This window comes from Kitasatospora sp. NPDC059817, assembly GCF_042731835.1.
Classification (GTDB): domain Bacteria; phylum Actinomycetota; class Actinomycetes; order Streptomycetales; family Streptomycetaceae; genus Kitasatospora.
In genome coordinates, this window is record NZ_JBHWIR010000058.1 from 23,135 (window position 1) to 43,685 (window position 20,551).

Annotated in this window: 15 protein-coding genes; 8 read left to right on the top strand and 7 right to left on the bottom strand. The window is 73.1% G+C overall.

Features of this window, described 5'->3' with window-relative positions; all coding sequences use genetic code 11:
- Positions 1-204: 204 nt before the first annotated feature.
- Positions 205-1,017, top strand: coding sequence for an LAGLIDADG family homing endonuclease (locus ACFV61_RS15210; protein ID WP_380426791.1), 813 nt, complete (start codon positions 205-207; stop codon positions 1,015-1,017).
- A 38-nt stretch (positions 1,018-1,055) separates the two neighbouring features.
- On the opposite strand, the gene ACFV61_RS15215 is transcribed toward ACFV61_RS15210, so the two are convergent.
- The 3 genes from ACFV61_RS15215 to ACFV61_RS15225 all read right to left on the bottom strand — a co-directional run bounded on the left by ACFV61_RS15215 (position 1,056) and on the right by ACFV61_RS15225 (position 5,311).
- Positions 1,056-2,249 (bottom strand): RtcB family protein, encoded by a 1,194-nt coding sequence (locus ACFV61_RS15215; RefSeq protein ID WP_380492001.1) that lies wholly within the window; start codon positions 2,247-2,249, stop codon positions 1,056-1,058.
- A 315-nt stretch (positions 2,250-2,564) separates the two neighbouring features.
- On the bottom strand, positions 2,565-3,929 hold the full coding sequence (locus tag ACFV61_RS15220; protein WP_380492015.1) for a M16 family metallopeptidase: 1,365 nt from the start codon (positions 3,927-3,929) through the stop codon (positions 2,565-2,567).
- Positions 3,930-3,949: 20 nt separating this feature from the next.
- Positions 3,950-5,311: a pitrilysin family protein gene (locus tag ACFV61_RS15225; RefSeq protein ID WP_063349371.1), complete on the bottom strand. Its 1,362-nt coding sequence runs from the start codon at positions 5,309-5,311 to the stop codon at positions 3,950-3,952.
- Between the two features lie 250 nt (positions 5,312-5,561).
- Between ACFV61_RS15225 and ACFV61_RS15230 the strand changes: the two genes are divergently transcribed.
- Together ACFV61_RS15230 and ACFV61_RS15235 are read left to right on the top strand one after the other, a co-directional pair.
- On the top strand, positions 5,562-8,012 hold the full coding sequence (locus ACFV61_RS15230; RefSeq protein ID WP_380492003.1) for a DNA topoisomerase (ATP-hydrolyzing) subunit A: 2,451 nt from the start codon (positions 5,562-5,564) through the stop codon (positions 8,010-8,012).
- Between the two features lie 94 nt (positions 8,013-8,106).
- Positions 8,107-9,009: a sucrase ferredoxin gene (locus tag ACFV61_RS15235; protein WP_363374274.1), complete on the top strand. Its 903-nt coding sequence runs from the start codon at positions 8,107-8,109 to the stop codon at positions 9,007-9,009.
- A 149-nt stretch (positions 9,010-9,158) separates the two neighbouring features.
- Here ACFV61_RS15235 and ACFV61_RS15240 read toward each other — a convergent pair whose 3' ends face one another.
- The 3 genes from ACFV61_RS15240 to ACFV61_RS15250 all read right to left on the bottom strand — a co-directional run bounded on the left by ACFV61_RS15240 (position 9,159) and on the right by ACFV61_RS15250 (position 12,050).
- Positions 9,159-10,235, bottom strand: a complete 1,077-nt coding sequence (locus ACFV61_RS15240) for an ABC transporter substrate-binding protein (RefSeq protein WP_380492005.1) — start codon at positions 10,233-10,235, stop codon at positions 9,159-9,161.
- Positions 10,236-10,360: 125 nt separating this feature from the next.
- Positions 10,361-11,236 (bottom strand): ABC transporter permease, encoded by an 876-nt coding sequence (locus ACFV61_RS15245; RefSeq protein ID WP_063349367.1) that lies wholly within the window; start codon positions 11,234-11,236, stop codon positions 10,361-10,363.
- A complete protein-coding gene (locus ACFV61_RS15250) occupies positions 11,226-12,050 on the bottom strand; it encodes an ABC transporter ATP-binding protein (RefSeq protein ID WP_063349366.1) in 825 nt (274 codons plus the stop codon). Before ACFV61_RS15250 ends, ACFV61_RS15245 begins: the two co-directional genes overlap by 11 nt.
- Positions 12,051-12,269: 219 nt before the next feature.
- On the opposite strand from ACFV61_RS15250, the gene ACFV61_RS15255 reads away from it, so the two are divergent.
- From ACFV61_RS15255 to ACFV61_RS15265, 3 genes are all read left to right on the top strand, one after another.
- Positions 12,270-13,865 (top strand): ATP-binding protein, encoded by a 1,596-nt coding sequence (locus ACFV61_RS15255; protein WP_380492007.1) that lies wholly within the window; start codon positions 12,270-12,272, stop codon positions 13,863-13,865.
- Entirely contained in the window at positions 13,865-14,554 is a 690-nt protein-coding gene (locus tag ACFV61_RS15260) for a response regulator (RefSeq protein WP_063349364.1), read from the top strand. The genes ACFV61_RS15255 and ACFV61_RS15260 overlap by 1 nt, the downstream gene beginning before the upstream one ends.
- Positions 14,555-14,691: 137 nt before the next feature.
- Positions 14,692-15,507 (top strand): hypothetical protein, encoded by an 816-nt coding sequence (locus ACFV61_RS15265; protein ID WP_380492009.1) that lies wholly within the window; start codon positions 14,692-14,694, stop codon positions 15,505-15,507.
- A gap of 133 nt (positions 15,508-15,640) precedes the next feature.
- Here the strand turns inward: ACFV61_RS15265 and paaK are convergent, their stop codons facing one another.
- Positions 15,641-16,897 carry a phenylacetate--CoA ligase PaaK gene (gene paaK / locus ACFV61_RS15270; RefSeq protein ID WP_363376567.1) on the bottom strand — a complete coding sequence of 419 codons (1,257 nt, stop codon included), beginning with the start codon at positions 16,895-16,897 and terminating at the stop codon, positions 15,641-15,643.
- Positions 16,898-17,310: 413 nt separating this feature from the next.
- Between paaK and ACFV61_RS15275 the strand changes: the two genes are divergently transcribed.
- Together ACFV61_RS15275 and ACFV61_RS15280 are read left to right on the top strand one after the other, a co-directional pair.
- Complete coding sequence (locus ACFV61_RS15275; RefSeq protein ID WP_380492011.1) at positions 17,311-18,930, top strand: hypothetical protein; 1,620 nt, start codon at positions 17,311-17,313, stop codon at positions 18,928-18,930.
- A gap of 431 nt (positions 18,931-19,361) precedes the next feature.
- Positions 19,362-20,540 (top strand): ROK family protein, encoded by a 1,179-nt coding sequence (locus ACFV61_RS15280; RefSeq protein ID WP_063346257.1) that lies wholly within the window; start codon positions 19,362-19,364, stop codon positions 20,538-20,540.
- The last annotated feature ends 11 nt before the right edge of the window (positions 20,541-20,551 follow it).

The window sequence follows — 20,551 nt, forward strand, 5'->3', positions numbered from 1 at the left end:
CCAGGGCCCCCCCCCCCACGGCCCGCCCGGCCGGCCCGCCCGGGCCGCGGGGGGGCGCGCGCCCCCCCCCCCCCCACCCCCCGCCCCGGCCTCCTCCACCGCGGCGGCCCGCTTCTGTTCGCGGAATCGATCGTATCCACACCATTGAGCGAACTGGCGAGCGATCGCGCTCCTTCGGCGATCGATCGCACAGACGCTCACCGCATGACATTCTTCGACCTCGAACGACCCCAGCACGCCTACATGTTCGCCTTCCTCCAGGCGGACGGACACCTCACCGAGCAGTCCCGCAACCGCGGCCGGCTCTCCGTGGAACTCTCCGCGCGCGACGCGCCCATCCTGGAGGAGTTCCAGCGGCTCTGCCCGTACAACAGCAGCATCCGGTACCGGACGCGCAGCACGAACTTCAAAGCGGAGCACACCTCGGCGATGTGGACCGTCTGCGCCCGCGAATTCCGCGAGGAACTGCGGGACCTCGGCCTGCCGGTGGGGCGGAAGTCCGAGATCATCGCACCGCCGACGGTGCCGTTCTCCGAGCGCGACTACCTGCGCGGCCTCATCGACGCCGACGGCTCGGTGGGCCTCACGTCCAAGGAACTGCCCTTCGTCGGCCTGGCCACCAAGAGCGACGCGACGGCCGCCTTCACTGCCCTCTATGCAGAACGCCTCTGCGGGGCCCGGCGCAAGCTCAACCGCAACAAACGCGACAACATCTACAACATCCTCTTCCTCAACGAGGCCGCCGTGGCCCTGGCCACCGACCTCTACTACCCGGGCTGCCTGGCGCTGCTCCGCAAGCAGGCCGGTGCCGATCGAGTCAGCGGGTGGGTTCGTCCATCGACCATGGGATTCGCACCCCCTCGGCGCAGCTGGACCCCGGAGGAGGACGAGGTGATCCTCACCGCACCAAGCATGGAGACGGCCTCCGCGCACTTGGGGCGAACGCTCAAGAGCTGCAAGGTCCGTCACTGGCGACTTGTCGGCCCCAAACGTCCGAGAGTCTTTCCGCAGCGGTGAAGGCGGCCCCCGGCTTCGTCGGGGGCCGCCTCATTCGATCACCCCTTGACGCAGACGACCTGCATGAGGTGGGCGATCGGCTCGACGAGATCGGTCTGCTGTGCCATGACCTTCTCGATCGACTTGTACGCGCCCGGGATCTCGTCCACGACGCCGCTGTCCTTGCGGCACTCCACGCCCTTGGTCTGCTCCACCAAGTCCTGCGTGGAGAACCGCTTCTTCGCCGCGCTGCGGCTCATCTTGCGGCCGGCACCGTGCGAGGCCGAGTTGAACGACGCCTCGTTGCCCAGCCCACGCACGATGTACGAACCGGTGGCCATGGACCCCGGGATGATGCCGTAGTCGCCGGTCCGGGCGCGAATCGCGCCCTTGCGGGTCACCAGCAGGTCCTGGCCGTCGTACCGCTCCTCCGCCACGTAGTTGTGGTGGCAGCTGATCTCGTCCTCGAAGGTCACCTTCGCCTTCGGGAGCTCGCGGCGTACGACGTCCTTGAAGAGAGCCATCATGATCGAGCGGTTGTGCAGCGCGTATTCCTGCGCCCAGAACAGGTCCTGCCGGTAGGCCGCCATCTGCGGGGTCTCCGAGATGAACACCGCGAGGTCACGGTCGATCAGCCCCTGGTTGTGCGGCAGCGACCGGGCCACACCCATGTGGTACTCGGCCAGTTCCTTGCCGATTCCACGAGAACCGGAATGCAGCGTCAGCCAAACACTTTTCTTATCATCGACACATAGTTCAATGTGGTGATTCCCTCCCCCGAGCGTCCCCATCTGCTGCATCGCCCGCTCGCGGCGCCACTTGACCTCCCCGGCCACGCCGTCGAAGCGGTGCCAGAAGTCGTCCCAGCCCGCCGTTCGGAGGCCGTGCAGCTTGGTGGGGTCGACGGGGTCGGTGTGGAGGCCGCGGCCGACCGGGATGGCCTGCTCGATCTTGGAGCGGAGGCGGGACAGGTCGTCGGGGAGGTCCTCGGCGGTGAGGGAGGTCTTCACCGCGCTCATGCCGCAGCCGATGTCGACGCCGACCGCCGCCGGGCAGACGGCGCCCTTCATGGCGATGACGGAGCCGACGGTCGCGCCCTTGCCCAGGTGGACGTCGGGCATCACGGCGAGGCCGTGCAGCCAGGGCAGGGAGCTGATGTTGCGCAGCTGCTGCAGGGCCTGGCCCTCGACGGTGGCCGGGTCGGTCCACATCCGGATCGGGACCCGGATTCCGGGCACCTCGGTGTACGTCATGGTTGAACGACCTCCAGCGGTCGGGTGGTTCGGGGAAGGGGGTGCCGCGCGAAGAAGCCCGGTGCGGCTCGGGGAAGTTCGGGGGTGGGGCTCAGGCGCCCTGGGCACAGGGGGAGGACGGCCTTGGGGAGCGTCGGCGTATGGCTCGCTCGACCCGCATGGTGACCGCCTCCCTTCGTTCGTCGTCGTTCGTCGTCGTTCGTCCGTCTGTGCCGGGGATATCTATCCACGGAACGCCGCTGGCCCGCAACGGATTTAACAACGCGACGGCCCGGCGGAGCGGGTGCTCCACCGGGCCGCACGGGAACCGCGGGGTCAGCTGACGACGGTGACCTCGCCGATGCCGAGGGCCCGCACGTCGTCGGCGATGACGGAGGCGTCGCCGACCAGCACGGTGACCAGGCGGTCCGGCGGGAAGGCGGCGACGACGGCCTCGGTGGCGGCGGCGGTGGGCAGTTCGGCGAGCTGCCGGTAGACCTCGGCCTGGTAGTCGTCCGCGAGGTACTGCTCGACCTGGTCGGCCAGGGTGCCGGCGACCGAGCCCGCGGTCTCGTACTTCAGCGGGGCGACGCCGACCAGGAACTGCACGGCCTCGTCGCGCTCGGCGTCGGTGAGGCCCTCGGCGGCGAGGGTGCGCAGGATGGTCCAGGTGTCGGCGAGCGCCGGGGCGGTGGAGGCGGTGTCCACCGAGCCGCTGATGGCGAGCAGCGAGCGGCCGCTGCCGTCGGCGGCGGAGCGCAGCGGCTGGGCGAAGGAGCGGACGCCGTAGGTGTAGCCCTTCTCCTCCCGCAGGACGCGGTCGAGGCGGGAGGTGAGGGTGCCGCCGAGGCAGTAGGTGCCGAGGATCTGGGCGGCCCAGAGGGGGTCGTGGCGGTCGGGGCCGATGCGGCCGATGAGGAGTTGGGTCTGGACGGAGCCGGGGCGGTCGACGATGACGACGCGGCCGCGGTCGTCGGCGGTGACGGGGGCGTGGGCGGAGGGTTCGGCCGTGTTGCCGGTCCAGGCGCCGAGGGTGCTCTCCAGGAGGGCGGGCAGGTCGGTGCCGGTGAGGTCGCCGACCACGACGACGGTGGCGGTGGCGGGGCGCACGTGGGCGTCGTAGAAGGCCTTGACGGCGGCCCGGTCGATGGCCTTGACCGTGTCGGCGGTGCCGCTGCGGGGCCGGGAGAGGCGGTCGGCGCCGTCGAAGAGCTCGGCGTAGAGGGCCTTGGCGGCGCGCCGCGCGGGGTTGGCCTGCTCGTGGACGATCTCGTCGAGGCGGTTGGCGACGAGGCGCTCGATCTCGTCCTCGGGGAGGGCGGGGGCGCGCAGGGCGTCGGCGAGCAGGGAGAGGCCGCGCTGCAGGCGGGAGGCGGGGACCTCCAGGGAGACGCGGATGCAGGGGTGGTCGGCGTGGGCGTCGAGGGTGGCGCCGGCGCGTTCGAGTTCGGCGGCGTACTCCTCGGCGGTGAGGGTATCGGTGCCTTCGCTGAGGGCGCGGGCGAGGATGGCGGCGATGCCGTCGAGGCCGTCGGGTTCGGCGGCGAGCGGGGCGTCGAGGAGGACCTCGACGGCGACGAGCTGCTGGCCGGGCCGGTGGCAGTGCAGGACGGTGATGCCGTTGCCGAGGGCGGCGCGCTCGGGGGCGGGGAAGGCCCAGGGGCCGGGGGTGCCGGGCTCGGGCTGGGGGTGGAACGTCATGGCGGGGACGTAGTCGGTGCTCATGCGGCGGCACCCTCCTCATCGGTGGCGGCGGGGGCGTCGGTGTCGTCGGCCGTGGTGGGCTCGTAGACGAGGACGGCCCGGTTGTCGGGGTGGAGCCGGGCCTTGGCGACGGCCTGGACCTCCTCGGCGGTGATGTCGAGGACCTTGGGGAGGGCGTCGTTCAGGAGCTTGGGGTCACCGAACAGGACGGCGTAGCGGCAGAGTTCGTCGGCGCGGCCGGCGACGGTGGTGAGCCGGTCGAGCCATTCGCGCTCGATCTGGGCCTGGGCCCGTTCGAGTTCCTCGGGGGTGGGGCCTTCGGCGGCGAAACGGGCGAGTTCCTCGTCGACGGCGGCGTCGATCTGCTCGATGGTGGCGTCGCCGGAGGTCTTGACGTCGAGCCAGCCGAGGCTGGGGGCGCCGGCGAGGCGGAGCAGGCCGAAGCCGGCGGCGACGGCGGTGCGGTCGCGGCGGACGAGCCGGTTGTAGAGGCGGCTGGACTCGCCGCTGCCGAGGATGGTGAGGGCGAGGTCGGCGGCGTCGGCGTCGCGGGTGCCGTCGTGCGGGAGGCGGTAGGCGGCCATCAGGGCGCGGGAGGGGACGTCCTCGTGGACGTGCTCGCGCAGTTCGCTGCCGATGGTGTCGGGGAGTTCGCCGGAGCGCGGCGGCTGCTTGCCGTCGTGGGAGGGGATGCTGCCGAAGTACTTCTCGACCCAGGCGATGGTCTGCTCGGGGTCGATGTCGCCGACGACGGTGAGGACGGCGTTGTTGGGCGCGTAGTAGGTGCGGAAGAACGCGCGGGCGTCGTCGAGGGTGGCGGCGTCGAGGTCGGCCATGGAGCCGATCGGGGTGTGGTGGTACGGGTGGCCGTCGGGGAACGAGAGCGCGGTGAGCTTCTCGAAGGCGGTGCCGTAGGGGACGTTGTCGTAGCGCTGGCGGCGCTCGTTCTTGACGACGTCGCGCTGGTTCTCCATGGACGTCTCGTCGAGGGCGGCGAGCAGCGAGCCCATGCGGTCGGCCTCCAGCCAGAGGGCGAGCTCCAGCTGGTGGGCGGGCATGGTCTCGAAGTAGTTGGTGCGCTCGAAGCTGGTGGTGCCGTTGAGCGAGCCGCCGGCGCCCTGGACGAGCTCGAAGTGCCCGTTGTTGGAGACGTTGGCGGAGCCCTGGAACATGAGGTGCTCGAAGAGGTGGGCGAGGCCGGTGCGGCCCTTGACCTCATGCCGGGAGCCCACGTCGTACCAGAGGCAGACCGCGGCGACCGGGGTGAGGTGGTCCTCGGAGAGGACGACGCGCAGGCCGTTGGCCAGGCGGTGCTCGGTGATGGCGATGGCAGCGCCATGTCCTCCGGTGGAGGCGGATGCGGGGGCCGGGTTGGCCATGCGCTCGGGTCCTTCCCGTCGTCGATGTCGGGGTTCGTGTGGCGTCCCCCATTGTGGTGCAACGCGCGGGGGGCGTGTTCGTGTCCCGCGCAGACGGGGCGTTCGCCAGGGGCGGAAGAGGGGCGCTGGCCGGGAGTGTCGGCGCGAGGGTCCACAATGGGGGCGCCGAGCCCTGTTGACGGGGGTCGGTGGATGGACGTCAGAGACTGACCGAGACACAGCAAGCGAGACGTAAGGGAGCCCCGCCGCGATGGCCCGCCGCAGTTCGCAGACCCCGCCGCCCGGAGACTTCGAGGAGCGGATCCTCGATGTCGACGTCGTGGACGAGATGCAGGGCTCCTTCCTGGAGTACGCCTACTCGGTGATCTACTCGCGTGCGCTTCCGGACGCGCGGGACGGTCTGAAGCCGGTGCACCGCCGGATCCTGTACCAGGCCAACGAGATGGGCCTGCGGCCGGACCGCGCGCACGTGAAGTGCGCCCGTGTGGTGGGCGAGGTGATGGGCCGGCTGCACCCGCACGGCGACGCGTCGATCTACGACTCGGTCGTCCGGATGGCGCAGCCGTTCTCGATGCGGCTGCCGCTGATCGACGGGCACGGGAACTTCGGTTCGCTGGGCAACGACGACCCGCCGGCGGCGATGCGCTACACGGAGTCGCGGCTGACGGCGGCGTCGATGGCGATGGTGGAGTCGATCCACGAGGACACCGTCGACTTCGGTCCGAACTACGACGGCAGCGAGCAGGAGCCGTTGGCGCTGCCGGCGGCGTTCCCGAACCTGCTGGTGAACGGCGCGACGGGCATCGCGGTCGGCATGGCGACGAACATGCCGCCGCACAACCTGTCCGAGGTGGTGGCGGCGGCCCGGCACCTGATCAAGCACCCGACCGCGGACCTGGACACGCTGATGCGGTTCGTGCCCGGTCCGGACCTGCCGACGGGCGGGCGGATCGTGGGCCTGTCGGGGATCCGGGACGCGTACGAGTCGGGCCGCGGCACGTTCAAGATCCGGGCGACCACGACGGTGGAGGCGGTGACGGCGCGCCGCAAGGGCATCGTGGTGACCGAGCTGCCGTACAACGTCGGCCCGGAGAAGGTCATTTCGAAGATCAAGGACCTGGTCAACGCGAAGAAGCTGCAGGGCATCGCGGACGTCAAGGACCTGACCGACCGCGAGCACGGGCTGCGGCTGGTGATCGAGGTGAAGAACGGCTTCGTGCCGGAGGCGCTGCTGGAGCAGCTGTACAAGCTGACGCCGATGGAGGAGACCTTCGGCATCAACAACGTGGCGCTGGTGGACGGCCAGCCGCTGACGCTGGGGCTGAAGGAGCTGCTGGAGGTCTACGTCGACCACCGGTTCACCGTGGTGCGGCGGCGCAGCGACTTCCGCCGGCGCAAGCGGGAGGAGCGGCTGCACCTGGTCGACGGTCTGCTGGTCGCGCTGCTCGACATCGACGAGGTCATCGCGATCATCCGGTCGAGTGACAACGCGGGGCAGGCGAAGGAGCGCCTGATGGAGCGCTTCTCGCTGTCGGACACGCAGACGGCGTACATCCTGGACACTCCGCTGCGGCGGCTGACCCGGTTCGACCGGGTGGAGCTGGAGCAGGAGAAGGCGAAGCTGAACGCGGAGATCGCGGAGCTGACCGAGATCCTGGACTCCGACTCCCGGCTGCGCAGCGTGGTGTCGTCCGAACTCGGCGCGGTGGCGAAGCAGTTCGGGACGGAGCGGCGGACGGTGCTGCTGGAGGCGGGGGCGGCGCCGTCGGCGGCGCTGTCAGTGCCGCTGGAGGTGGCGGACGACCCGTGCCGGGTGCTGCTGTCGTCGACGGGCCTGCTGGCGCGGACGGCGGACGGGGAGCCGTTCGAGCTGTCGGAGAAGCGCTCGAAGCACGACGTGATCGTGTCGGCGGTGCCGGCGACGGCGCGGGCGGACGTGGGTGTGGTGACGTCGGCGGGCCGGGTGCTGCGGCTGCCGGTGATCGATCTGCCGGCACTGCCGCCGACGCCGTCGCCGACGCTGGCCGGCGGGGCCGCGGTGGGCGAGTTCCTGCGGCTGGAGGCCGGGGAGCGGGCGCTGGCGCTGACCACGTTGGACGAGTCCTCGCCGGGGCTGGCGCTGGGCACGGTGCAGGGCGTGGTGAAGCGGGTGGTGCCGGAGTGGCCGGCGAACAAGGACGAGTTCGAGGTGATCACCCTCAAGGAGGGTGACGAGCTGGTGGGCGCGGTCGAACTGCGCACCGGCGAGGAGGACTTGGTCTTCATCGCTTCGGACGCGCAGCTGCTGCGCTATCCGGCGGGCCAGGTGCGCCCGCAGGGCCGTCCGGCGGGCGGCATGGCGGGGATCAAGCTGTCCGACGGGGCGCGGGTGCTGTCGTTCACGGCGGTGGATCCGGCGGCGGACGCGGTGGTGGTCTCGGTGGCGGGGGCGTCGGGGACGCTGGCCGGCGAGGAGCAGACGTCGTGGAAGGTGACGCCGTTCGAGCAGTACCCGCGCAAGGGCCGGGCGACGGGCGGCGTGCGCTGCCAGCGGTTCCTGCGCGGCGAGGACGGTCTGACGTTCGCCTGGGCGGGCGTGGCCCCGGCCCGGGCGGCGTCCGACAAGGGCGCGCCGGTGGACCTGCCGGAGCGCGACCCGCGCCGTGACGGTTCGGGCACGCCGGTGACGGCGCCGATCGCGGTGGTGGCCGGACCGGCGTAGGGCGCAGGCGTCGTGGAGGAGGGGTGCCGGAGCCGTCCGGCACCCCTCTCCGTCGTTCGGGGGCACGGCGGGTGCCGAGGGTAGCCTTGCCCGGGTGAGCACCTGTGCGACGTTGTCGCGTGAACTGTCGGAGCCGCTGACCGCCACCGCCGCGGTGGCGACCACCTGGCTGCTGGTGGAGCAGAACGGGCCGTGGGGCGCGAAGGCACTCGGGGAGAGCCACCTGGACCCGGCGACAGGGCGGGCGCTGGACGCGGCCGCGGCGGGCACCGGGGTGCGGGTGGCGCTGATCCGGCGGCCGGGGCGGCACGCGGACTGCCTGCCGACGGCGCGGCACGAGGTGGTCGTGGCGCACACGGTGCCGGGTCGCGGCTGGGTGCGCCGGGCGGAGGTGGCCGATCCGGCGGAGCTGCTGGAGCTGGACTTCGCGGCGCTGGGCGTCGGCGACCACGGCGGTTTCGGGGTGGAGCACGTCGGCGGCCCGTTGGCGCTGGTGTGCACCAACGGGCGGCGGGACCGCTGTTGCGCGCTGCTGGGCCGCCCGTTGGCGGCGGAGCTGGCGGCGGCCGGGCACAGCGAGGTGTGGGAGGTGACGCACCTGGGCGGGCACCGCTTCTCCCCCACGATGCTGGTGCTGCCGTACGGCTACGCGTACGGGCGGCTGACGGCGGAGGCGGCCAAGGAGGTGCTGGCGGCGACGGCGGCCGGGCACATGGTGCCGGCCTGGTCGCGGGGCTGTTCGGGCTGGGAGCGTCCGGGTCAGGCGGCCGAGCACGCGGTGCGGCTGGCGACCGGGGAGACCGGGGTGGACGCGCTGACGCTGTCCCAGCGGCCGGACGGCGCGGGCCGTTGGCTGGTCTCGGTGCTGCACCAGGACGGCCGGGCCTGGGAGGTGGACGTGATCGAGGCGGTGAGCGAGCCGGCGCGTCCGGAGAGCTGCGGCAAGGCGGCGGGGACACCGTCGCGGATGGACGTGCTCTCGGTGCGGGGCCGGTAGCGGGACGGCGGCGGGACGGCAGAGTCTTCAGCAGGTCGGGAGCGCGGGCGGCCCCGCGCCCGTGGGGGTGAGCGCGGGACCGGAGCGCGCGGGCGGCCCCGCGCCTGCTGTCCACGGAGGTGCGCGAGGCCGTCACGTCGGGTGTCGGCTCAGCCGGTGACGGCCTTGCCGACGAACTCGGTGGTGTAGGTGCGGGAGAGGTCGATGGTGCCCTCCTTGCCCTTGACGTCCGGGTGGAAGGCGGCGAGGACGGCGAGGACGGTCTTGGGGCCGTCGGCCGGCATCACCCCGTCGGTGGTGAACATCGGCAGGGTCGCCTTGATCGCGGCCGCGTACTGCTCGGCGCCGCCCTGCGCGTAGTCGGCGGGCATCTTCGCGGCGATCTCCTCGGGGCTGTGCGTGGACATCCACTTGAGGGTCTTGACGAAGGCGTTGGCGAGCTTCTGGGTGGTGTCCTTGTTCTTCTCCACCCAGTCGGTGTTCATGTAGAGCGAGGACGACGGGTAGAGGCCGCCGAGGGCGTCGCGGGAGCCCTCGGGGGTGCGCATGTCGTAGAGGATCTTGCCGAGGCCCTTGTCGAGGACGTTGGCGACGGTCGGGTCGGTGGTCATCCCGCCGTCGATGCTGCCCTGTTGGAGCGCGGCGATGAAGGTCTGGCCCGCGCCGACCGCGATCGGGCTGAACTCGCTGACGGCGGTGCCGTTCTTGACGGCGAGGTACTTGGTGAGGAAGTCGGTGGAGGAACCGATGCTGGTGACGCCGAGCTTCTTGCCCTTGAAGTCGGCGCCGGACTTGATGGCGTCGGCCTGCTTGGTGGAGACGAGTTCGACCTCGCCGGGGGCCTGGGAGAACTGCACCACGGACTCGACGATCTTGCCCTTGGCCTGGAGGTCGATGGTGTGGTCGTAGAAGCCGACGGCGCCCTGGACGTCGCCGGCGAGCAGCGCGGTGGTGGCGTTGACGCCGGCGGGCTCGCTCATCAGCTCGACGTTGACGCCGGCGTCGGCGAAGAAGCCGAGCCGCTGGGTGAGCATCGCGGGCAGGTAGATGACCTTGTCCAGGCCACCGACCATGATCTTGACCTTGGGCCCGTCGACCTGCCGGCCGGCCGGGGCGGCGGCGCCGTGGGTGGTCGTGGCGGCGTCGTTGGCGCAGGCGGCGAGCGGGAGGAGCAGGACGGCGGCGAGGGCGGCCGCGGTGGATCTGCCGATCGGGTTCGGGCGCATGGGTGGGGGGTGCCTCTCTCTGCGAGGGGGGATCAGCGGCACAAGGGGGTTCAGCGGCGCGGGGGGTTCGCGACGCAGGAGCGTGGGGGTTCAGCGACGCAGGACGGTTCAGCGACGCAGGGGATTCAGCGGCCGTCGCCCGCGTCGGCGGGCTTCCAGCGGAACAGCTTCTTCTCGGCGAAGGTCAGCAGCCCCTCGGTGAGCAGCGCCACGACGGCGAGGATGGTCATGGCGGCGTACACGCCGGCCGCGTTGAAGGTGCCCTGGGCGGCGGCGACGAGCAGCCCGAGGCCCTTGGTGGCGCCGATGTACTCGCCGACGATGGCCCCGATCAGGGCGAAGCCGAAGCTGACGTGCAGGCTGGTGAAGATCCAGGTGGTGGCGGCGGGGATGACCACCTGGAGGGTGACCTTGCGACCGTCGGCGCCGAGGATGCGGGCGTTGGAGACGAGGTTGCGGTCCACCTCGCGGGCGCCTTGGAAGGCGTTGAAGAACACCGGGAAGAACACCAGGACGACGGCGGAGGCGACCTTGGAGGCCGGGCCGAGGCCGAACCAGATCAGGAAGATCGGGGCGAGCACGATCCGCGGGATCGCGTTGAGCACCTTGATGTAGGGCCCGAACACGTCGGCCAGGAAGCGGACCCGGCCGAGCGCGATGCCGAGCAGCACACCGCAGATGACGCCGATCACCCAGCCGGTGAGGGCCTCGTAGAGGGTGTAGCCGATCTGTTCGCCGAGCGAGCCCTGCGCGGTGCCGTGGGTGATCCACTGCCAGATCTGGTCCCAGATCTTCGACGGCTGCGAGAAGTTGAACGGGTCGATGACGTCGGTGCGGGCGCAGACCTCCCACAGTCCGAGGAAGGCGACCAGGACCGCGACCCGGGCCCCGTAGACGGTCAGCCTCCGATTGCGGGCGGCCCGTTCGCGGGCCTCGGTACGGCTGGCGGGGGCGGCCGCCGGGGGCTTGTCGGCGACGGCCGACGCGGTCTCAAGCGGCACGACCCGCTCCTCTCTCCCGGGTGATGCGCACCTCTTCGCCGAGCGAGGCCCAGATCTCGCGGTACAGCTCGACGAACCTCGGTTCCAGCCGGACGGCCTCCACGGTGCGCGGTCGTGGCAGGTCGACGGTGAAGATCTCCTTGACGGTGGCCGGTCCGGCCGTCATGACGACGACCCGGTCGGCGAGCGCGATGGCCTCGTCCAGGTCGTGGGTGACGAAGACGACCGACGCGGCGTTCCCGGAGGACCTGGTCCCGGCCCACAGCTCCAGCAGCTGGTCGGACATCAGGGCGCGGGTCTGCACGTCCAGCGCCGAGAACGGCTCGTCCATCAGCAGGATGTCCGGGTCGTTGACGAAGGTCTGGGCGAGCGCGACGCGCTTGCGCATGCCGCCGGACAGCTGGTGCGGGTAGCGGTCCTCGAAGGCGGCGAGGCCGACGCGGCCCAGCCAGTCCCGGGCCCGTTCCCTGGCCTCGGCGGTGGGCACGCCGCGGAAGCGCGGGCCGGCCATCACGTTGGACAGGACGGTGCGCCAGGGGAAGACGGCGTCCTGCTGGAAGACGAAACCGACCTTGGGGTGGATCCCGCGGACCGGCTCGCCGTCCACCCGGACCTCGCCCTCGGTGGGCTCCTCCAGGCCGCTGACCAGGGTCAGCGTGGTGGACTTGCCGCAGCCGGTGGGCCCGACGACGGCGACGAACTCGCCTTGGGCGACGGTCAGATCGAGATCACGGACGGCGGTGTGCAGGGCCCCGGACGGGGTGCGGAACCGTTTCGTCGCGCCAGTCAGCTCGATCGCCGGGGTTGTGCTCATTCAATCCTCCCGGGTCTGTGCTTGCCCCGGAAAGGTAGGAGCGGGCGGGGCCCGGGCGGGAGCCTTCTCGGCGTACTGCGGTTTCTCCGCATTGAGGGGTGTTCTGCTCCTTTTGCTTCCGCTACAACTGCGGGGACGCGGCTGACAGAAACACGCCGGAAACGTAGGGTGTCCCGACCCTGACGTACCCGCCCCCACAGCCGCCGAGAGGAGGCCCGGATGAAGCTGCCCCGCTGGCCCCGCCGGGTCTTCGCGCAACTGCTGCTGAGCCAGACCGTCGTCACCGTCGGTGTCACCACCGTGACCGCCGGCCTGTTCCTGGCCCCGGTCAGCAACGAGCTGGACCACGACGCGATGCAGCGGGCGCTGTCGATCGCCCAGGCCACCGCCACCGACGAGGCGATCGCCCGAGCGGCCGACGCCCGGGACTCGGCGACCGCGCAGCGCAACGCCGAGCAGATCCGGCTGGCCACCGGCGCGAGCTTCGTGGTGGTCACCGACCTGGACGGGATCCGGCTCTCGCACACCGACCCGGAGCGGATCGGCCACCGGGTCAGCACCGACCCGGAGCCGGCGCTCAGCGGGCTCAGCGTCACCGCGATGCAGCAGGGCACGCTGGGCCGCACCGCGCGCGGCAAGGTGCCGCTGCGGGTCGCGGACGGCCGGATCGTCGGCGAGGTGTCGGTCGGCATCAGCGACGACTCGATCCGCCGCCGGCTGCTGAAGATGCTCACCGGGATCCTGCTGTGCGCGGGCGCGGGCCTGGCCGCGGGGACGGTCGCCACGCTGGCGCTGGCCCGGCGGCTGAAGCGCCGCACCCACAACATCGCGCTGGCCGACATCTCGGCGCTGCTGGTGGAGCGGGAGGCGATGCTGCACGGCATCCGCGAGGGCATGGTGGCGCTGGACGAGCGCGGCCGGATCCGGCTGGCCAACGACGAGGCGGTGCGGCTGCTCGGCCTGCCGGAGGACTGCACCGGGCGGCCGATCGACGCGGTGCTGCCGCCGGGCCGGCTGTCGGACGTGCTGACCGGGCGGATCACCGGCGCCGACCTGCCGGCGGTCCGGGACGACCGGGTGCTGGTGGTCAACCGGATGAGCACGGCCGAGGGCGGCGCGGTCGTGACACTCCGCGACCGGACCGAACTGGAGTCGCTGGTCCGGGAGTTGGACACCACCCGCAGCCTGACCGAGGCGCTGCGCGCCCAGGACCACGAGCACGCCAACCGGATGCACACCCTGCTGGGCCTGCTGGAGCTGGGCCGCCACGAGCAGGCGGTGGCGTTCATCTCGGAGCAGTCCGGTTCGCACGCGGTGGTCGCGGCGCGGATCGCCGAGCAGGTGCAGGATCCGCACGTCGCGGCGCTGCTGGCGGGCAAGACGGCGGTGGCGGGCGAGCGCGGGGTGCGGCTGCTGCTGGCCCCGGCGGCGCACCTGCCGGACGCGGTGGTGGACGCGCGGGCGCTGGTGACGGTGCTCGGCAATCTGATCGACAACGCGGTGGACGCGCTCGCGGCGGGTGGGGGCGGCCGGCTGGAGGTGACGCTGGCGGCGGCCGGCTCCACGCTGCTGCTGCAGGTCGCGGACAGCGGCCCGGGCGTGCCGGAGGAACTGCGCGAGCAGGTCTTCGAGGAGGGGTGGACCAGCAAGGACGCGCCCGCGCACCGTCCGCGCGGGCTGGGGCTGGCGATGGTGCGGCGGCTGGTCGAACGGACCGGCGGCCGGATCGTGCTCGACGCGGGACCGCTCGGCGGCGCCCGGTTCACGGTCGAGCTGCCCGAGGCCCTGCTCACCCCTCAGCTCGTGGAGGCCTGATGATCGACGTACTCGTGGTGGACGACGACTTCCGGGTCGCGGACGTGCACGCCGCGTACGTGGCCAAGGTGCCGGGCTTCCGGGTGACCGGCACCGCGCACTCGGCCGGGGAGGCGCTGGCCGCGCTGGAGCGCCGCCCGGTGGACCTGCTGCTGCTCGACCACCACCTGCCGGACGAGACCGGCCTGGCGCTGGTGCGCCGGCTGCGGGAGCGGCAGGTGGCCTGCGACGTGATGATGGTGACGGCCGCCCGGGACGTGTCGACGGTGCACGCCGCGATGCAGCACGGCGCGCTGCAGTACCTGGTCAAGCCGTTCACCTTCGCCGGCCTGCGGGACAAGCTGGTCGCGTACGCGCAGCTGCGGCACGCGCTGGCCGGCCCGGCGGCCCGGGAGGCCGGCCAGGACGAGGTGGACCGGCTGTTCGCCACCCTGCGCAGCGCCGCCGCCCCGGCCGGCCCGCTGCCGAAGGGGCACTCGGCGCCCACCACCGATCTGGTGCTGGGGGTGCTGCGCCAGGCGGGCCGCCCGCTGTCCGCGCAGGAGGTCGCGGACGCCACCGGGCTGAGCCGCTCGACGGCGCAGCGCTACCTCAAGCAGTTGGAGCGGGACAGCCGGCTGCGGCTGACCCTGCGCTACGGCGACACCGGCCGCCCCGAGCACCGCTACGGCCTGGCGGTCCGGGCCTGACACCACGCCCGGACGTGGGGGAACCCCCCCCCGCGCCCGCCCCCCGCGGGGGTGCCCGGGGCGCGGGGGGGGCGGCGGGCGCGCGCCCTGCCCCCCCCCCCCCGTCCCGCCCCACGCCGACGGCCCGGGCCGCGACGATGACACGGGTCGCGGCCCGCCCGGACGCCCTGGCCGGGGGCACCCCTGCCGAGGGAGCCCCGGCGGGGGCCAGCAAGGTCCCGGCGGTGGACGGCTGGTTCTGGCTGGTGAAGGTGCTGACCACCGGTATGGGCGAGACCCTGTCGGACTTCCTGGCGCACACCGTCGGCCCGGTGCCGGCGGTTGCGGCGGCCGGGCTGTTGCTCGCCGTGGCGCTGCTGGTCCAGTTGCGGCTGCGCCGCTGCGTGCCCGGGGTGTACTGGGCGGTGGTGGTGCTGGTCAGCGTGTTCGGCACGATGGTCGCCGATGTCGCGCACGTCGCGCTGGGCGTGCCGTACGCGGTGTCGGCGGGCGGGCTGGCGGTGGCGCTGGCCGCGCTGTTCGTGCTCTGGCACCGGGTGGAGGGCTCGCTGGCGATCGACCGGGTGACCGGGCTGCGCCGGGAGCTGTTCTACTGGGCCGCGGTGCTGCTGACCTTCGCCCTGGGCACGGCGCTGGGCGATCTGACGGCGGCCACGCTGCGCGCCGGGTACCTGCTGGCCGGTCTGGGCTTCGCCGTGCTGATCGCCGTCCCGGCGGTGGCGGCGCGGGCCCGCTGGGTGGGCCCGGTGGCCGGGTTCTGGTGGGCGTACGTGCTGACCCGTCCGCTGGGTGCCTCGTTCGCGGACTGGCTGGGCGTGGGCGCCGACCGGGGCGGCCTCGGGCTGGGCACCGGCCCGGTGAGCCTGGCGCTGGCGGTGCTGATGGTGGCCGCCCTCGGCCTGGCGGCCCGGGCGCGCCGTCGGCGGAGGGCGGCTGGACGCTCCGCCGCCTGACCGTCTACATTGATGTAGACGCTGGAGGCGTAGGGCATCACCCCCCGGACAGCCCTACGCCTCCGGCCTCGCAGGCCCCACGCCCCTGGGCCCCACGCTCACCCAGGCCCCAGGACTGCGGGCCCCTCCGGCCTCACCCCCGCTCGTCGACCACCCGCCGGATCTTCCCGACCGAGCGTTCCAGCGCGTACGGCTCCACCACCTCGACCGCGACCGTCACGCCCACCCCGTCCTTCACCGCCCGGACGATCGCCTCCCGCGCCGCCGCCCGCTGCTCGGCCGGGGCGTCCGGCCTCGCCTCGACCCGGACGGTCATGTGGTCCAGCCGCCCCTGCCGGGTGAGCCGCAGCTGGAAGTGCGGCGCGACGCCCGGGGTCCGCAGCAGGACCTCCTCGATCTGGGTCGGGAAGACGTTCACCCCACGCAGAATGATCATGTCGTCGCTGCGCCCGGTGACCTTCTCCATCCGCCGGAAGGCCGGCCGCGCGGTGCCGGGCAGCAGCCGGCTGAGGTCGCGGGTGCGGTAGCGGATGACCGGCAGCGCCTCCTTGGTGAGCGAGGTGAAGACCAGTTCGCCGCCCTCGCCGTCGGGCAGCACCTGGTCGGTGAACGGGTCCACGATCTCCGGGTAGAAGTGGTCCTCCCAGATGTGCAGCCCGTCCTTGGTCTCCACGCACTCCTGCGCGACGCCGGGGCCGACCACCTCGGAGAGGCCGTAGATGTCGACGGCGTGCAGGTCGAGCCGGTCCTCGATCTCGCGCCGCATCTCCTCCGTCCACGGCTCGGCGCCGAAGATGCCGATGCGCAGCGAGGTGCTGCGCGGGTCGACGCCCTGCTTCTCGAACTCGTCGAGCAGGGTGAGCAGGTAGGAGGGGGTGACCATGATGATCTCGGGACGGAAGTCCTGGATCAGCTGCACCTGCCGGGCCGTCATGCCGCCGGAGGCCGGGATGACGGTGCAGCCGGCCCGCTCGGCGCCGTAGTGCGCGCCCAGCCCGCCGGTGAACAGCCCGTAGCCGTACGCGATGTGCACCTTGTGCCCGGGCCTGCCGCCGGCCGCGCGGATCGACCGGGCGACCACGTCGGCCCACATCGACAGGTCGTGCTCGGTGTAGCCGACGACGGCCGGGCGCCCGGTGGTGCCGCTGGAGGCGTGGATCCGGCGGACCTGCTCCATCGGGACGGCGAACATGCCAAACGGGTAGCCCTCGCGCAAGTCGGCCTTGGTGGTGAAGGGGAAGCGGGCGAGGTCGGCCAGGGTGCGGCAGTCCTCGGGGCCGACGCCGGCCGCGTCGAACTTGCGGCGGTACAGCTCGACGTTGTCGTACGCGTGGCGCAGGGTGGCCCGGAGGCGGGTGAGCTGGTGGGCGCGCAGCTCGTCGACGCCCATCCGCTCGCCGGCGTCCAGCAGCGCGGGCGGGATCGGCTCGCCCAGGCGCCGGGCGGGCTTTTCGCCACGGCCGGGCTCTTCACCGCAGGCGGGCTCTTCGCCGTACGGGCTCGGGGCGGGTGCGCTGCCGGTCATCGTCGCTCCTCCGCAGGTCGGCCGGGACGGGTGCACCAACCGATCGTTCGGTCAGGACGACTCCCACGCCAAGTAACCCAGCGCCCGTACCGGCTGTCAAGGGGTCGCACACCGGATCCGGAATGCGAAGTTCCGACCACTTCGGGTGGAGATCGGGCACCCACCTTGGCTGGCCGATATGAAAATCATTACAGAAGTTTGACCCGTGCACGGCATCACCCGGCCCGACCGCGTGGTTCAGTAGTGCGGTTTCTCCCCCGCACCCCGGAGTGATCACCGTGCCCACGACTCCCGCCCTGGTCAGCGCGCTGCGCGAACTCGGCGACCGACCCGCCGTCGTCGCCGACGGGCGCGCGATCAGCGGCATCGGCCTGCTGCTCGGCGTCTCCCCGCCAGGCGGCCTGCCCCGGACCCTCGCCCAGCGCGTCGCCGCCCACGCCGCGCTGCCGCCCTCCGCCGCCCGCACCGCCGAACAGCGGCTGCGGCACTGGGCAGGCGTCCTCGGCCCGCCGCCCATCCGGCACACCGTGCTCCACCCCGCCACCGACCTCGCCGTCGAACTCGCCCTCGCCACCCTGCTCGCCGGCGGCACCGTCCACTGCGGCGACCCCCGGCAGGACCCCGAGCAACAGCTCGTCGACCTCGCCGCCAGCGCCACCACCCACCTCAGCCTCCCCTCCACCCTGCTGTGGCGCCTCAGCCGCCGCCCCGACCTCGCCGACCACGACCTCGGCGCCCTGCGGCTCGTCCTGCACGTCGGCCCCGAACCCCGGCAGGACGACGTGTACGCCGCCGTCGACGCGCTCGGCGCCGTCCTCGCCCACGTCCGCGCCCCGCACAGCCACGCCGAAGCCGCCGACCGGCGACTGCGCACCGCCGCCGACGCCGCCGACGCCATCGCCTGGAAACACGCCATAGGCGTCACCACCGAACAGGTCCAGGCCTTCGGCACCCACCTCGACCACGCCGTCCTGTCCGCACTGCTGCTGACCCTCCAGCAGAGCGGCGTCCTCACCGACCCCGGGCACGGACACACCGAGGCCGAGATCCTCGCCGCCGCCCTCGTCACCCCCGCCCAGCGGCCCCGGGTCGGCCGCTGGCTCGACGCACTCACCCGACACGGCCTGATCACCCGGCACGACGACGTCCACTACGGCCGACCCGAACTCACCGCGGCCGAGGTCCGGGAGGCCTGGCGGCCCGCCGTCGAGACCTGGAACGACGGGCTCGGCCCGGTCGCCGCCCTGGACCGGATCCGGCGCGGCGCACTACGGCTGCCCCGGCTGATCACCGGCGAGGAGGCACCCCGCCCGGCCGCCGCCCCCATCCGCTGGACGGCCGCCCGCGGCTACCTCGGCGCCGCCCTCGGCGCGCTGGTCCGCGGCCTCGCCGAGACCCACGACGGGCCACAGCCGCTGCGCATCCTCGAACTCGGCCAGGACGACGCCGACTCCACCGTCACCCGGGCCCTCGCCACCCGGCCCCGCCCCGGCGCCGACCACCACCAGCTGCCCGACGGCGGCCGCTACGACCTCGTCGTCGCCACCGTGACCGGCCACCCGGACACCGCCGTCCCGGAGCTGGTCGACCTGCTCGCGCCCGGCGGGCAGCTGCTGCTGCTCGCGCCCACCGGCGAACAGCTCGACCTGCTGATCACGGGGGACGCCGAGGCCGGCGCCGGCTCCCCGGTCTCCCCTGCCGCCCCTGCCTTCCCGGTCTCCTCCGCCGCCCCCGCCGCCCCCGCCGCCCCCGCCTTCCCCGACTTCCCGGCGCTCCCCGCCGAGCGCTGGCGGGCCGCCCTCACCGCCGCCGGCTGCCCGACCGTCCTCGCGCTGCCCGAGGACGGGCACCCGATGGGACTGCTCGGGCAGCGGCTGCTCGCGGCGCGGATGCCCTGAGCCGCCGCTACCATCGGGCCGTGCCCGACTCCCCCGTGCTCAGCGCCCTGTCGGCCGGCTCCCGGCTCCCGGCTCCCGGCTCCCGGCTCCCGGCTGAGCCTCGGCTCGCTGTTCTCCGCCCGTTCCCGCTGGTCGGTACGGTCCCGGCGGCCCGGCGGCGGGCGGCCCGTGGCCGAGCCGTGAAGCCCGGGTCGTGCACCACCACCCGATGCGTACCATTTCGATACCGAAGCCTGGATGAGCTGCAAGGATTCTCGCCCACCGGGCCCACCCCCGGGTAGGCTCCGCTTGTCCTCCGGCCCTGGCGCAGGCGGCCCCGCGCCGCCGTGCCGCGTTCCGAGGGTGGCACACCCCCCGCGGGCCATTCGGTGGGCACCGCGCACTCGACACCGCGCGCCAGGGCAGTCGCGCGAACGGCGAAGGGCATCGCATTGGCGGATCGGCTCACCGGAGGAGACTCCTCGCTGCTGCGGCGGATCAACGCGGCGGTCACGCTTCGGGCGCTGCGGACCGGCCACTCCGTGACCCTCACTCAGCTCGTCGGCGAGACCGGGCTCTCCCGCCCGACCGTCGAGGGCGTCATCGAGGGTCTGGTCGAAACCGGGCTGGTCGCCGAGGTCGACCAGCCCAAGGAGGACGGCCAGCCCGGCACCGGCCGGCGCGGCCGACCGGCCCGCTGGTTCCGCTTCCGCGCCGAGGCCGGGCACATCCTCGGCATCGAGGTCGGCGTGCACGACATCCGCGTCATCCTCGCCGACCTCACCGGCGAGGTGGTGGGCAGTCACTTCAAGCCGGTCGACGAGACCCTGGACGCCGAGGACCGGCTCGCCGCCGTCCGCACCGCCGTCGCCGAGGTCCTGCGCAAGGCCGGCATCTCCCGCGACAACCTCTGGGCCGTCGGCATCGGCACCCCCGGCATCGTCGACCGCGACGGCACCATCCAACTCGGCACCGCCATGCCCGGCTGGACCGGTCTCGACCTCGGCGCCCGGCTGCGGCGCTCCTTCCGCTGCCCCGTCCTGATCGAGAACGACGCCAACCTCGCCGCCATCGCCGAACACTGGCAGGGCGCGGCGGTCGGCGCCGGCGACGTCGTCTTCGTCATGGCCGGCCTCAGCCCCGGCGCCGGCTCCCTCATCAACGGCAGGCTGCACCGCGGCCACGGCGGGGCGGCCGGCGAGATCGGCGCCCTCCACCTGCTCGGCCAGGAGGTCACCCCCGAGCGCCTCCTCTCCACCACCGGCAAGCCGCTCAACCCGCTCGACGAGGCCGCCGTCGCCCGCGTCCTGCGGCTCGCGCGGGAGGGCGACGAGGTGGCGAAGGTCGCCATGGACCGCTTCCTCACCCGCCTGGTCCAGGGCGTCGCCGCGCTCGTCCTCGCCATCGACCCGCAGCTCGTCGTGATCGGCGGCTGGGCGGCCGGCCTCGACGGCGTCCTGGAACCGCTGCGCGAGCGCCTCGCCCAGTTCACCCTCCGCGCCCCCGAGGTGGCGCTCGCCGCGCTCGGCTCCGAGGTCGTGGCGATGGGCGCGCTGCGCGTCGCCCTCGACCACGTCGAGGACCAGCTGTTCGCCGTCGACCCGCCGACCACCGGCAACGGCCGCGCCTGACGGGCCCGGAC